Origin of the sequence: Synechococcus sp. OH30, assembly GCF_047462175.1 — a bacterium.
Taxonomy (GTDB): domain Bacteria; phylum Cyanobacteriota; class Cyanobacteriia; order Thermostichales; family Thermostichaceae; genus Thermostichus.
On sequence record NZ_JANSIP010000005.1, the window covers coordinates 41,142 to 55,055 of the forward strand.

At 57.7% G+C, this 13,914-nt stretch carries 14 protein-coding genes; 7 read left to right on the top strand and 7 right to left on the bottom strand.

The window, feature by feature from the left end; all coding sequences use genetic code 11:
* The first annotated feature begins 48 nt into the window (after nt 1-48).
* From glyQ to NW830_RS07285, 7 genes are all read left to right on the top strand, one after another.
* The gene (gene glyQ / locus NW830_RS07255; RefSeq protein ID WP_414361531.1) at nt 49-1,035 is read left to right on the top strand and encodes a glycine--tRNA ligase subunit alpha; all 987 of its coding nucleotides are present in this window, start codon (nt 49-51) and stop codon (nt 1,033-1,035) included.
* Between the two features lie 145 nt (nt 1,036-1,180).
* Nucleotides 1,181-1,705, top strand: a complete 525-nt coding sequence (locus NW830_RS07260; RefSeq protein WP_414361449.1) for an NYN domain-containing protein — start codon at nt 1,181-1,183, stop codon at nt 1,703-1,705.
* 325 nt (nt 1,706-2,030) lie between these two features.
* A complete protein-coding gene (gene lepA, locus NW830_RS07265; RefSeq protein WP_414361447.1) occupies nt 2,031-3,842 on the top strand; it encodes a translation elongation factor 4 in 1,812 nt (603 codons plus the stop codon).
* Nucleotides 3,835-4,476 carry a bis(5'-nucleosyl)-tetraphosphatase (symmetrical) YqeK gene (gene yqeK / locus NW830_RS07270; protein ID WP_414361445.1) on the top strand — a complete coding sequence of 214 codons (642 nt, stop codon included), beginning with the start codon at nt 3,835-3,837 and terminating at the stop codon, nt 4,474-4,476. The genes lepA and yqeK overlap by 8 nt, the downstream gene beginning before the upstream one ends.
* A 12-nt stretch (nt 4,477-4,488) precedes the next feature.
* Nucleotides 4,489-4,860: a ribosome silencing factor gene (gene rsfS, locus NW830_RS07275; protein WP_414361443.1), complete on the top strand. Its 372-nt coding sequence runs from the start codon at nt 4,489-4,491 to the stop codon at nt 4,858-4,860.
* Between the two features lie 436 nt (nt 4,861-5,296).
* Nucleotides 5,297-5,617: a hypothetical protein gene (locus tag NW830_RS07280; RefSeq protein WP_414361441.1), complete on the top strand. Its 321-nt coding sequence runs from the start codon at nt 5,297-5,299 to the stop codon at nt 5,615-5,617.
* Between the two features lie 47 nt (nt 5,618-5,664).
* On the top strand, nt 5,665-6,576 hold the full coding sequence (locus NW830_RS07285; protein WP_414361440.1) for a histone deacetylase: 912 nt from the start codon (nt 5,665-5,667) through the stop codon (nt 6,574-6,576).
* On the opposite strand, the gene NW830_RS07290 is transcribed toward NW830_RS07285, so the two are convergent.
* The 7 genes from NW830_RS07290 to trmFO all read right to left on the bottom strand — a co-directional run bounded on the left by NW830_RS07290 (nt 6,573) and on the right by trmFO (nt 13,907).
* On the bottom strand, nt 6,573-7,724 hold the full coding sequence (locus NW830_RS07290) for an NAD-dependent epimerase/dehydratase family protein (RefSeq protein WP_414361438.1): 1,152 nt from the start codon (nt 7,722-7,724) through the stop codon (nt 6,573-6,575). The genes NW830_RS07285 and NW830_RS07290 overlap by 4 nt on opposite strands.
* A gap of 81 nt (nt 7,725-7,805) precedes the next feature.
* Nucleotides 7,806-8,744, bottom strand: coding sequence for a spermidine synthase (locus NW830_RS07295; RefSeq protein WP_414361436.1), 939 nt, complete (start codon nt 8,742-8,744; stop codon nt 7,806-7,808).
* 27 nt (nt 8,745-8,771) lie between these two features.
* The gene (speD, locus tag NW830_RS07300; RefSeq protein WP_414361435.1) at nt 8,772-9,230 is read right to left on the bottom strand and encodes an adenosylmethionine decarboxylase; all 459 of its coding nucleotides are present in this window, start codon (nt 9,228-9,230) and stop codon (nt 8,772-8,774) included.
* 183 nt (nt 9,231-9,413) lie between these two features.
* Entirely contained in the window at nt 9,414-10,067 is a 654-nt protein-coding gene (gene gmk / locus NW830_RS07305; protein ID WP_414361433.1) for a guanylate kinase, read from the bottom strand.
* Between the two features lie 435 nt (nt 10,068-10,502).
* Nucleotides 10,503-10,967, bottom strand: a complete 465-nt coding sequence (locus tag NW830_RS07310; RefSeq protein WP_414361431.1) for a hypothetical protein — start codon at nt 10,965-10,967, stop codon at nt 10,503-10,505.
* Nucleotides 10,968-11,280: 313 nt separating this feature from the next.
* Nucleotides 11,281-12,492, bottom strand: a complete 1,212-nt coding sequence (locus tag NW830_RS07315; RefSeq protein ID WP_414361429.1) for an acetate kinase — start codon at nt 12,490-12,492, stop codon at nt 11,281-11,283.
* 59 nt (nt 12,493-12,551) lie between these two features.
* The gene (trmFO, locus tag NW830_RS07320; protein WP_414361427.1) at nt 12,552-13,907 is read right to left on the bottom strand and encodes an FADH(2)-oxidizing methylenetetrahydrofolate--tRNA-(uracil(54)-C(5))-methyltransferase TrmFO; all 1,356 of its coding nucleotides are present in this window, start codon (nt 13,905-13,907) and stop codon (nt 12,552-12,554) included.
* Nucleotides 13,908-13,914: the final 7 nt, after the last annotated feature.

The window sequence follows — 13,914 nt, forward strand, 5'->3', positions numbered from 1 at the left end:
CAAGGGAGATGCCTTGGTAGGATGGGGAAAGCTCTCCGCCCTATCTCTATGTCAGCCCAAACCTTTCAAGACCTAATCCTACGCCTGCAGCAGTTTTGGGGGGAGCAAGGCTGCCTCATCCTCCAGCCCTACGACTTGGAAAAGGGGGCGGGCACCATGAGCCCCCACACGTTCTTGCGCGCTCTAGGGCCGGATCCCTGGCGAGTGGCCTATGTGGAGCCCTGCCGCCGCCCCACCGATGGGCGCTACGGCCAAAACCCCAACCGTCTACAGCACTACTTTCAGTACCAAGTCCTGATCAAGCCCTCCCCCGACGACATCCAAGAGGTGTACCTGGACAGCCTACGGGCTTTGGGCATCAACCCGGCAGAGCACGACATTCGCTTTGTGGAAGACGACTGGGAATCCCCTACCCTCGGCGCCTGGGGCGTAGGCTGGGAAGTTTGGCTAGATGGCATGGAAATAACCCAATTTACCTACTTCCAACAAGTAGGCGGGCAGGATTGCCACCCCGTTTCCGTAGAAATTACCTATGGGCTGGAGCGCCTAGCCATGTACCTGCAGGGGGTGGATTCGGTTTTCGATCTCTGCTGGAGTGAGCACCCTTCCCTGGGCCGTATTACCTATGGGCAAATCTATTTCCAAAATGAGGTGGAGCAATCCTATTACAACTTTGAGTACTCGGATCCCGAGATGCTGTTGGAGTTGTTCCGCCTCTACGAAGCTGAAGCCAAGCGCTTGATTGAAATCACGCAGCAGAAGCTAGAGAAACCGGTGACTCCCAAGCAGCCACCGGTGTCGCTGCTCTTGCCTGCCTACGACTACGTGCTCAAGTGCTCCCACACCTTCAACCTGCTCGATGCCCGCGGCGTCATTGCCGTGGCCGAGCGCACCCTCTACATTGGGCGCATCCGCAACCTGGCCCGACAATTGGCAGAGCTCTACCTCAGCCAAGTGGATCGCTTGAAGTTCAGCCCTGCTCTGCCCCAGCCGGAACCCAACTTAAGTTGCCAGGAAACCCCTTTGCTAGGCTAGGAACCGGAGCCAAGGGACCCTCTTTTGGCTATGATAGAAAACTGACATCAGCCACCTTTGCCCTGTTGCAACCCTCTTTGCGTTAAGCTAATCAGCGCCCTCGTTTTCATTCTCTTTTCCTGACCAGTCGACCTTAACTAAATTTATGTTTCGCTATCCCGTTACACGGGTTTCCATCTTTGTTGATGGAAACAATATGTTTTATGCTCAACAAAAAATTGGCTGGTTCTTTGACCCCCGCCGCATCTTGGATTACTTTGTCAGGTCACAACCCAATGTCGAGCTGGTCAATGCGTTTTGGTACACCGGCATCAAGGATCCCAACGATCAAAGAGCTTTCCGAGATGCCCTGATCAACTTGGGCTATACGGTGCGCACCAAGCTCCTCAAGGAATACCGAGATGAAGAGTCGGGCCGCTACTCCCAGAGGGCTAATCTAGATATCGAGATTGTGATCGATATGTTCAACACGGTGGGGCAATACGACCGGCTCATCCTATTTAGCGGCGACGGTGATTTTGAGCGGGCCGTTGAGCTGTTGCGCTCCAAAAACACCACGATTACCGTTGTCTCCACCGAAGGGATGATTGCCCGCGAGCTGCGCAACGCTACCGACCGCTACATCGACCTCAACGACATTCGCCCCTATATTGAGAAGTTGGACAAGTAGTCGTTGAGTATACGTGCTGGACTGCAAGACCTAGACAATGCTGGTTCCAACTCCAACAGAGGAATTTCTACAAGCGTAGCTTCCCCCTGAGCTAGAAATACCTCCTACCCCAAAAGTAGCGCTGGCAGGCTCGTCTCCCTGTCCGCTCCCCAAGCTGGTGGAGGGGCTAGATCCTGTCCTTGTGCTGTTGAGATCCTCCTCGCCTTGCTTGCGCCAGCGGTGCGGAGTACGCCGCGCAGTGGGGTTAACCTCCGAACAACCCTGGCTTAGCCAGAGGGGCAGACAAGCTAGCATTGTAAAAAATCTTTGCCCTGGCTAGGTTTCTATGACTGACGTTCCCGTCTCCCGCATTCGCAACTTTTCCATCATTGCCCACATTGATCACGGCAAGTCCACCCTCGCCGACCGGCTGCTGGAGGCAACTGGCACCGTTTCAGCCCGCGAGATGAAGCCGCAACTTCTAGACAACATGGAACTGGAGCGGGAACGGGGCATCACCATCAAGCTGCAGGCAGCCCGCATGAACTACCGGGCCCAAGACGGCCAGGACTACGTCCTCAACCTCATTGATACGCCAGGGCATGTGGATTTTTCCTACGAGGTCTCCCGCTCGCTGGCTGCCTGCGAAGGAGCGCTCCTGGTGGTGGATGCCTCTCAAGGTGTGGAAGCCCAAACTCTGGCGAATGTCTACCTGGCCCTAGAAAACAACTTGGAAATTATCCCCGTCATTAACAAAATTGACTTGCCCAGCGCCGACCCAGAGCGAGTCATTGCTGAGATTGAGCAGGTGATTGGTCTTGACTGCAGTGGGGCTATCTTGGCCTCTGCCAAAGTGGGCCTTGGAATCTCAGAGATCCTTGAGGCTATTGTGCAGCGGGTACCCCCGCCGCGGGATACGGTGGCAGATCCCTTGCGGGCTCTGATTTTCGATAGCTACTACGATCCCTACCGCGGTGTGATTGTCTATGTGCGCATCATGGATGGGGAGGTGAAGACGGGGGATAAGATCTGTTTTATGGCCTCTGGCCGCGAGTACGAGGTTACTGAGTTGGGAGTGATGCGCCCCCACCAAGAGCGGGTTGAGTCTCTCCATGCTGGGGAGGTGGGCTACATTGCCGCTGCCATCAAGAGCGTTGAGCATGCCCGCGTGGGGGATACCATCACTCTCGTTCATCGCAGGGCTGCTGAGCCCCTGCCCGGCTACAAAGAAGCTAAGCCCATGGTTTTCTGCGGCCTCTTTCCCAGCAACTCGGATCAGTACGCTGAACTCAAAGAAGCCCTGGAAAAACTCAAGCTCAACGATGCTGCTCTCCACTTTGAGCCGGAAGTTTCCCCTGCCATGGGCTTTGGCTTCCGCTGCGGTTTCTTGGGTCTGCTGCACATGGAGGTGGTTCAGGAACGGCTGGAGCGGGAGTACAACCTGGATTTGGTGATTACAGCCCCAACGGTGGTCTACCAGGTTACCCTCAACAATGGTTCGGTAATCCAGGTCGACAATCCCAGCAAGCTGCCTCCTCCCAACGAGCGCGTTAGCATTGAGGAGCCCATTGTCCGGGTGGAAATGATTTTGCCGGAGGAATTCGTTGGCCCAGTGATGGAACTGTGCGAGACCAAGCGCGGCACCTTTAAGGATATGAGGTACCTGGCTCAGGGCCGCACGACGCTAGTATACGAACTGCCTCTGGCGGAAGTGATCACGGACTTTTTTGACCAGTTAAAATCTCGCACCCGCGGCTACGCCAGCATGGACTACCAGATGGTGGGCTATCGACCTGACGATCTGGTGCGCTTGGATATTCTCATCAATGGCGAGGTGGTGGATGCCCTCTCCACGATTGTGCATCGGGACAAAGCCTTCCAGGTAGGCCGATCCCTGGTGGCTAAGTTGCGCGAGCTGATCCCACGCCACCAGTTTGAGGTGCCCATCCAAGCGGCGGTTGGCTCTCGGGTGATAGCCCGCGAAACTATTCCTGCTCTGCGCAAAAATGTTTTGGCCAAGTGCTACGGGGGCGATGTAACTCGCAAGCGCAAGCTTCTGGAAAAGCAGAAGGAGGGAAAAAAGCGCATGAAGGCGCTGGGAACAGTGGATGTGCCCCAAGAGGCATTTATGGCGGTGTTGAAGTTGCAAAATGACTAACCTAACCTTGCGGCGAGAGGAGGTGTTGGCCTGGCTGCAGGAGCGGCTGCCTCCTCCTCGCCTGCGCCACATCCTAGGAGTCGAAGCAATGGCCCGGCAACTGGCAGCTCACTACGGGCTGGATGAGCAGAAAGCTGCTTGGGCAGGCCTACTGCACGACTTGGCTAAGTCTTTCCCAGCAGAGGAGCTGCTACAGCGAGTAGCTCGGGAGCGGGAGCTAGACGAGATTGAACGGGCTGAACCCCACATTCTCCACGCCGAGGTGGGATCCCTGTTGGCACAGGAACAGTTTCAGGTGCAGGATGAGGAAATCCTAGCGGCTATTGCCAACCACACCCTGGGGCGGCCCGGCATGGATCCGCTAAGTTGTGTGGTTTTTGTGGCCGATGCTCTGGAACCCAGCCGCGGCAACAGCCCAGAGCTGGAGCAGTTGCGACGTCTGGCTTTTGTAGATTTATCTAAAGCTGTGGTAGGTGTTTGCGATCTGAGCCTGAGATTTTTGCTAAACCGGAATCAGGTGGTTCATCCACGCACACTCATGACTCGCAATCATTTCCTGCTCCATCCTTTGCACAAAAAGGATTTCCAGAGGCCTGCATCCCCGGTTCATCCAGTCGTTTCAGGAGGGTCTTAGTTGCTACAGCTCATGCCTAGCCGTGCCAGGGATCCCATCTATCGCATGGCGCTGACTGCAGCTCGCGCAGCGGAAGAAAAAAAAGGTGGTGACATTGTTCTGCTGGACGTATCCCAGGTTTCCACACTGGCAGACTACTTTCTTCTGGTCAGTGGCTACTCGCTGACGCAAGTGCGTGCCATTGCCCGGGCAATTGAGGAAAAGCTCTGGGAGGAGTGGCAACAGAGGCCGCGCCGCATTGAAGGTCAAGACTCAAGCTCGTGGATCCTGATGGACTATGCCGATCTCATCGTTCACGTACTGATGCAAAACGAAAGAGAGTACTACGACTTAGAGTCTTTTTGGATCCAGGCCCAGCGAGTTGACTTGCCTTTAGCAGGGTAGTGACCTAGCTTCAAAGGTTGACTTTTTGGGCCTTGGGCTTTTCCGGTTTTCCAAGGCCTTAGTCAGCTGTCAAGAAATATGTGAGACATGTAAAGTTTTCAATAGTTCCACACTTTCCTACATGGTTGCGTGCTAGCATGTTGACCGAGGAGTGATCGGCTAAGATCTTTCTAGGGGCAGACGAGTTTCTATAGTCTTTGTTAAAATCCTCCCTCTGTACTTCCCAAAATACCAATAATTTCTTCTTGGCAACAGATACTAGCAAGTTGCGGCGGGGATCTTAGCCAATGAATTGACAGTGACTTCCCGCAGGTGGGGACCTGGGTCTACTGCTTAGATACGAGTCCCCTGCCAAGAGCAGGGGGAAGGGGCAGCTAGCACCCTTTGCAGCAGAGACTTTGTTGAATGCTTGTTTTAAGATAGGAGGGAAACTCCGATGGAAAAAGTGTTGGTGAATATTGTCGAGTACCTGGCATTGTCAGAACTGGAAACTTTCCTCTGCACTGAGCACCCCCATAAGCAAGTGTTTCATGATGCTAGAGAGCGAGAATCGCTAATGCAGCAGATTCTCAACCGGGTTCCTCCTGTTTATAGGTGGCTGGCTGCCGATGAATGTCCTAGCCGCGATCAGCTTAATCCCCGAGAACTGGAATTGCTCCGCTCGGTGGTGCGGGAGGTGGTCAAGCAGAAGCTGCAACAGGACTCTTTTGAGGATCCCTACGTAGGAGCAGCTATGTCGGAAGTGTTCTACGGGTAAGCTACACTGCAAAGGCAGGGCATCAGCCTATTGCTTCTATTCTATTCATGCTGCCTGTCTACTATTCTGAGACTTTTCTCAGCCACAACACAGGTCCCTTTCATCCGGAACGGCCAGCACGCTTGCGAGCTATTTCTAAGGCTCTGCAGGGCTCCCCTTTTGCCAGCCAACTGGAGTGGCGGGATCCCCCTTTGGCTGAGCTTTGGGAGCTGGAGCGAGTCCACCCCCCTTGGCATATTCAACGGGTGGCGGAGCTGGCTGCAGCGGGTGGGGGTTACCTCGATGCCGATACCATCGTCTCTCCAGGCAGCTTTGAGGCAGCGCGGCGGGCAGTGGGAGCCTGGATTGCTGCTTCGGCCTCAGTCTTGGCTACAGGACAGCCGGCTCTGGTGCTCTGTCGTCCTCCTGGGCATCACGCCGAGCCAGAGCGGGCAATGGGGTTTTGCCTCTTCAGTAACGCCGCCATTGCAGCTCTATGGGCCCTGGATCAGCCGGGGGTTAAGCGGGTAGCCATTTTCGATTGGGATGTGCACCACGGCAACGGCACCCAGGCGGTAGTAGAGCGCCATCCCCAGCTGGCCTATGCCTCCATCCACCAGTTTCCTCTCTACCCTGGCACAGGACGGGCGGAGGAAACCGGACTCCACGGCAACCTCTGCAACGTGCCTCTGCCTGCTGGGTCGGATTGGTCGGCCTATAAAAAGGCTCTCGATGAGAAGGTTTTGCCCTTCCTGCGCGCCTTCCAACCGGATTTGCTGCTGGTGAGTGCAGGCTTTGACTGTGCCAAAGGGGATCCCTTGGCCAGCATGCTGCTGGAGCCAGAAGATTTTGGCCGCATGGCCCGCCTTTGCCTGGAGGAGGTGACCCGCAAGACCGTCTTCGGCCTAGAAGGGGGCTATGACCTGGAGAACCTGGCCCGCGGCTGGCTGAGCCTAGCTCAAGCTTGCCTGGGGGGTTAGCCTTTCCATTTCACCTTAGGCAGGATTTGCCGCACATCCACCCGGTCTTTGTACTTGAGGGCGAAGTTAAGCAGCGAATCCAATAGCGAATCTGACAGGTAGTGGGGCTGAAGGCCTAGATCAAGAAGCTTGGTGTTTTTGGCGTTGTAGTAGTGCTCTTCCAACTCAACGCGGGGGTTCTCCAAGTGTTGGATTTCCACCTTCAAGCCCATGGCAGCTGCCGCCTTTTGCACCATCACGGCTAGCTGCTCGACACTAAATTGTTCCGTAAACTGGTTCATCACCCGAAACTGACCTGGCTCAGGAGGATTGGCGATGGCTAGCTCCACACAACGCACAGTGTCGCGAATATCCAAGAAGCCACGCGTCTGGCCTCCTTTGCCATAGACCGTCAGCGGATGGCCTACTGCTGCCTGGACACAGAAGCGGTTTAGAGCCGTACCGAACACCCCATCGTAGTCGAGGCGGTTGATGAGGACCTCGTCCATGCCTGTTTCTTCCGTGAGCACGCCATAGACCACCCCTTGGTTAAGGTCTGTAGCCCGCAGGCCCCAGACGCGGCAAGCAAAGTGAATGTTGTGGCTGTCATGCACCTTGGAGAGGTGGTACATGGATCCCGGCTGCTTGGGATACGGCAGGGTATCCTTGCGGCCGTTGTGCTCGATGGTGATGTAGCCCTCCTCGATGTCAATGTTGGGGGTACCGTACTCACCCATGGTGCCCAGCTTCACCAGGTGGCAGTCGGGAAATTCTTCCTTGATGGCATAGAGGATGTTGAGGGTACCCACCACGTTGTTAACCTGGGTCATCACCGCATGTTCGCGGCTGATCATCGAGAAGGGAGCGGAGCGCTGCTCGCCAAAGTGCACAATCGCCTCTGGCTCAAAGCGGCGCATGCAAGAAATTAAGGCCTGGTAGTTGGTAACGTCACATACAAAAATGGGAATATCCTTACCGGTCAGTCCCTTCCAGCGATCAACCCGCTGCTCCAACGAGGCAATGGGTGTCAGGCTAGCAACCCCCAGTTGCAGATCCCAAAGCCGGCGGATGTAGGAGTCGAGGATAGCCACCTCGTAGCCCCTGTTGGATAGGTGCAGAGCCGTTGCCCAGCCGCAGTATCCATCACCACCAATAACTAGAACTCTCATCGCGGAAGCGGAATTCGCCTGTTCAAGAATCTACCAAGTTATGGCACCAAAGACAAACACCTCAGGATCTCATCGGGGGATTTAGTCGACCTGAGGAGGGTTGTCTAGGGTGTAGACGATGGTCTCAGTGGCAATGGCGCGGCGCACATAGGCAGGGACTTGGTAAAGGCCCAGGAGAGTGATGCCATCGAGGAAGCGCAGTTCCCCTCGACTGGGATCCAAGTGCTGGGCCAGGAGCTGGTCAATTTGCTCCGGATCTGGCCTGGAGAGAATGGGAGCCTGAGCTGCCAGGGCAAATCCGAGAGGCTCACCATAGGTAGGGGCGTAGATGGTGTAGGTCTGCACAGCAGCAAACACTGTTTTCAGGGTGTGAACGATGCGGGTGTGCTGCCACAACTCCAGGGGGCTTGTCGGCCCAGCCTGGAGGACAAAAGCCCCACCAGGCTGCAACTTGGAGCGGATCTGGCGGAAAAACTCCTGGGTAAAGAGGCGGTAGGCAGGGCCCCCTTCCACTGGATCTGAGAGGTCGGAGAGGATGGCATCCCAAACTGGCTCTGTCTCCTGGACAAAGTCGAAAGCATCAGCAATGACTACCTGCACCCGCGGATCCTCAAAGGATCCCTGGTGCATTTCTGGCAAGTGTTCCCGACAGGCCTCCACCACCTCTCCGTCGATATCCACCATCACTACCTGCTCCACCGAGCGCCAGCGCAGCACCTCCCGCAGCGTTGCCCCTTCCGCGCCCCCCAGCACGAGCACGCGGCGGGGGAGCACACCCCCCTGGACAACCTGCAGAAGAGCTGGGTGGACAAGTGCCTCATGGTAGAGGAACTCGTCCAGCGTAGTGGACTGCCAATGCCCATCCAGCATCAAGCCCTTGCCATAGGCCCCCGTCTCGGCAATCAGCATTTCTTGGAAGGGGGTCTTTCGGTGGGCCAGAACGCGGGTAATGGCAAAGGCAGTGTAGCTCCAGGGGGTGAAGTACTCCTGGGCCCAGAAGCAGCTCCTTGGCGGGTTCATGGGTAGCTCAGCAAAAGGGATGCAATCTCAGCGCCTTCGTCTAGCTGTCTCACAACTGAGTGCCTCCGGCAAGGACGTCACTTCCTCAAGGGGTGCCGGCTCCGTAGTTCGGCGAGGTAGCTTACGCAGCGAATGCCGTCGTGCTTGAAAAACCTCAATCAAATATTCGCAGGCTGCTTCCGGCCGCGTATGGCGGCCGCAGGTAAACACATCCACCGCTGCATAACCCACTTCGGGCCAAGTGTGGATGGAGATGTGGGACTCTCCCAAGAGGGCCAGTGCTGTGATCCCCTGCGGCTCAAAGGGATGGCAAAGCTCGCCCAAGAGGGTGGAGTTGGAGCGTCTAGCCGCCTCCCGCAAGGCTTGCTGCACCAGGGAGACATCATCCAAGAGGTTGGCCGGGCAGTCGTACAGCTCTAGGATGCAGTGGATCCCGATTAGAGCCAGAGACCTATCCCCTAATTGGCCAGATAGTGTGTGTACCATACTATCCCCTAATTGGCCAGATAGACGACAAAAGCCGTGCAGGCAGAAAGCACAGTTTTACCATTGTCTCACAAATTTAGGAGGATTACAAGGCCGAGCAGCCTTCTTCTGGCCTGTCGAGCCAGGAGCGTGAGTTCTTCCAGCCTGAGGAAAATCAAGCAGACGGGTAGAGGGGCAGAGCTGCTACGTCTGGCCCTTCCCTGAAGACGGGGGATAAAGCAAGGCCTCTAGCTCCTGCAAAGCCCGCTCTAGGTCATCGTTGACAATGACGTAATCGAATTCGTCTTTGGCATCCAATTCCTTGCGAGCCTGCTGCAGGCGGCATTCAATGCTGTCTTCGGAATCTTGGCCCCGCTGGCGAATGCGGCGCTCAAGCTCTTCTAGAGAAGGAGGCGACAGGAAAATACGAATGGCATCTGGGCAAAGTTTCCTCACTTGGCGAGCTCCAGCCAGCTCAATTTCCAGCAGTACATCCTGACCCTGGCTGAGTTTTTCAAAGACAATCTGGCGAGGGGTGCCGTAGAAGTTGCCTGCATACTGCGCCCATTCCAGTAACTCGCCAGCTTCAATGAGACTGAGAAACTCCTCGCGGGTGCGAAAGTAGTAGTTGACCCCTTCCTGTTCGCCGGGACGAGGGGGGCGGGTGGTGACTGAGACAGAAAAATACAGCTCAGGGTGGCGCTGGCGCAGGTGGCTGACCAGGGTTCCTTTGCCTACCCCACTAGGCCCTGTTAAAACCACTAGGCGACCGCGAGGAGGGGAGGGCTGGGGCGATCCCTGGGACTGCCTAACCTCAGAGGAACCTGGCAAAGATAGGAGGGTAGGAGAAGCGGCCATAGGCAGCAATTGGCAGAGGACGGCTGGACAGTTGGCTGGTTTTGTTTGTTTTAGGATATCTTACTCTTCTCCTCGCAGGCTGGTTGTGATTCCTCCGCCACGCCGACCTGGGCAGTAAGGAATGGGGTTGGCAAGGGTTTCCGGCTAGATAGCCGAGGGGAGAGGGTGTCCCAAAGCGGTTGACAGCGCGGGGTGCAGCAGGCCGCTTTCGCAGCCATCGCTGGTGAGGCGTTTGGAGAAAGCTAATTCGGAACTGAGCATGGCAATCACCCGCGCAGCGGCGACGGGAGGGCCAAAGTTCCTGGGAACCGAGCAGCCTCCCGCAGCCTGAGGTGGCAAGTCAAACCGCCGATCACCCTTGACTGGCAAGGCCTTTCTGGGTAGAGATTTCTGCTGGACCGGCAAGTTCTATTGGGGCTTCAGGGAGGCTCCCCGTTAGAGCACGCCGTTAAAGGTAAAGCTGCCGCTGCCCAGCCGCTCCTGGCGATCGAAAACGCTGATGGTAAGTTGATGGGATCCCGTCTGGGTAACGGTAAAGCGGTTCTGGGTCAGGGTAAGCCCTGTTACTGTGCAGGCGGTGGCTCCGACAAAGCAGCCGGGCAATTGGGAAGCGTCGAAAACCCCCAGGGTGACAAAATTGCCTAGCGGAGTAGTAACGGCAGCCAAGAAAGCGTTGGATCCGCGGATCCCGGCAGGGGCCTCGACGCGGAAGGAGACCACAAAGGTGGGGGTTTGCCCTACGGAGACGGTGCGTGGCGAGAGATCGGTGATGGTGAGGGAGGGAGGCGGTATCGGCGTCGGCAGGGGGGTGCTGCCGGTCGTCTCCCCACATCCTGCCAAACCGACGCCTAGGAGCAACAGCAGAGGGATCCCTCTGCGCAAGCGCTGTGCAGACTGCATAGTTGCCCGTGACTTTGAAATGGGCCTGGTTTCGAGTTTAACCGCTGGGGGTGCGGAGGTGGATAAGCCCCGCCCTGTAAGAGTCAGGGCCGGGGGTAGGAGGAAGGGACTACACGATTTGAAGCGTTCGCAGAGCGTGGCGTAAGCGATTGAAGCCGGCCCTTCATGCATTATTAGGAGTGCAAGAGGAGGTCACGGCATCCCTCAGCCCCTCTCTTGGGGAGCAGATCTCCTACCCACGGCCTTGGCCCCATAGTCGGGGGAGGGTCTTACGGAGCCAGTTGTTGACAAGGAGAAAACCTGCCTAGAATGCCTATTCCCCTTGCAACAGTTTTTGGCAGGCGGTGGCAATGGCCCAGTCTTCCTGCGCGGAGATAACCAGCACTCGCACTGGCGCATCAGAGGTGCTGATGTCGCAGTTGCGCGGGGATCCAGCATTGAGAACTGGGTCGATTTGAATCCCCAAAAAGCCCAGGTTGGCACAGGCTGCTGCCCGTACTGGCGCGGCGTTTTCCCCAATGCCGCCCGAGAAGACCAACGCATCCAGCCGATCCAAGCTCATGAGCATGGCCCCAATCTGGCTGCGCAGGCGGTGGACAAAGAGGTTAAAGGCCAGCTCGGCGCGGGCATGGCCTGCCTGCATGGCTTCCAGGATAACTCGCATGTCGCTGCTGAGGCCGGACACGCCCTTCAAGCCGGATTCCCGGTTCAAGATGCAGTCAAGCTCCTCCACGTCCATGCCCCGTCGCAACTGATGGATCAAAATCCCCGGATCCACCGAGCCGGAGCGGGATCCCATCATCAAGCCCTCTAGGGGGGTATAGCCCATGGTGGTGTCGACACTGCGGCCCCCGCGAATGGCTGCCAGAGAACAGCCATTGCCCAAGTGGCAGGTGATGAGCCGCAACTCCTCTAGAGGCCGGTTCAAGATCTCAGCGGCACGGCGGGCGCAGTGCTCGTGGTTGATGCCGTGAAAACCATAGCGGCGGATCCCCTGCTCGGCCCAGGCGTAGGGAAGGGGATAGAGGGCGGCTGCCGGGGGCATCTGCTGGTGGAAGGCGGTGTCGAAAACGGCCACCTGCGGGATCCCGGGCAACAGCCGGCGCAGGAGGCGAATGCCCTCAAGAGCAGCAGGGTTGTGGGCTGGGGCCAGGGGGCTTAGCTGTTCGATGGCTTCTTCCACCTCGGGCGTGATCACGGTGGGCTGGTGGTAGAGGGATCCCCCATGCACCACCCGGTGGCCGATGGCGTTAATCTCCGTTGCCCCTGCCAGCAGGGATCCCTCGCCTTGCCAGAGGCTTTGGAAGAGAGGAGCCAAATCACCAATGCCGGCTGGGGGGGAAGGGGTAGGAAAAGGCTCCCAGGGGCCATCCTGCCGCCGCGTTTGGATGAGCGCCTTGCCAGGTTGGTAGGCAAAGTCCACCTGCGCCTGCCAGAGGGGGGTGGTCTCCACCTTGCCTTCAACAGTTGCAAAGAGAGAGACTTTGAGGCTGCTGGAGCCGGCGTTGAGAACCAGGATAGGCACGGGATCCCTCCTTGTAGGTTTCAGGCTAGCTGGCCATTGGCTTGGGGAGGGTAGGGAACTCAGGCCGTTTGCGCTTGGCGCACTAGCCCTGTTGCCGCCAGCGCAGCCAAGGCGCGATCCCGGTAACGACCGTAGCGCTCTTGTTTACTGCGAACCTTCTGCCCCTCCAGCTCCGGCAGGAGGCCAAAATTGGCCGGCATGGGCTGGAAGTACTTGGGATCGGCGCTGCTGATGAACTGAAATAGGGATCCCATCATTGTCTCTGGGGGCAGCGTGATCAAAGGCAGCCCCAGGGCCAGGCGGGCGGCGTTCTGCCCGGCCAGCCACCCTCCCGCCACAGCGCAGGCGTAGCCCTCGGTGCCCACCAACTGGCCGGCAGCAAACAGGGTTGGCCGGCGGCGAAATTGCAACGTAGGCAGCAAAAGCCGCGGCGAGTTCAAAAAGGTATTGCGGTGCATGACGCCAAAGCGGACAAACTCCGCCGCTTCCAAGCCGGGAATGAGGCGAAAGACCCGCTGCTGTTCTCCCCACTTCAAATTGGTTTGAAAGCCCACCAAGTTCCACAGCTTGCCTGCTTTGTCCTCCTGGCGGAGCTGCACCACCGCATAGGGCCGGGTTCCCGTGCGCGGATCCACCAGCCCCACCGGCTTCAAGGGACCAAAGCGGAGAGTATCTTTGCCGCGGCGGGCCATTTCTTCAATGGGCAGGCAGCCTTCGAAAAACTTGCGCTCCTCTTTTTCAAAATCCTTGAGGGGCACCTGTTCTGCCTCCACCAGCGCCTGCCAGAAGCGCTCGTACTCCGCCTCCGTCATGGGGCAGTTGAGGTAGGCCGCTTCCCCTCTGTCGTAGCGGGAGGCCTGAAACACCACTGCCCGGTTAAGGGAATCCCCAGTAACAATGGGGCTGGAAGCGTCAAAAAAACTTAGGTATTCCAGGCCCGTGAAGGCTTGCAGCGCCTTGGCTAGGGGCTCACTGGTCAGCGGGCCGGTGCAGAGGACGGCTATCCCTTCCGGGATCTCGGTTACCTCTTCCCGACGCAGGGTGATGAGGGGGTGGTTGGCAATGGCCTCCGTCAGGGCCTGGCTAAAGCGAGCCCGATCCACGGCCAGGGCTCCCCCGGCTGGCACGGCGTGGCGATCAGCGGTGGCGATGACCAGGGAGCCCAGTTGGCGCAGCTCCTCCTTGAGCAGCCCTGCCGCCCGATCACTGGCTAGGGCCCCAAAGGAATTGCTGCACACCAGCTCGCCCAGTTGATCGGTGTGGTGGGCTGGGCTTTGCCGCACAGGGCGCATCTCCGAGAGGATGACGGGCACCCCCAACTGGGCAATTTGCCAGGCGGCCTCCGTCCCTGCCAGCCCTCCGCCCACCACATGGATGGGAGCCAGGGTTAGCGAGGGGTTTGGGGAGTGGTGCATCGCAGCC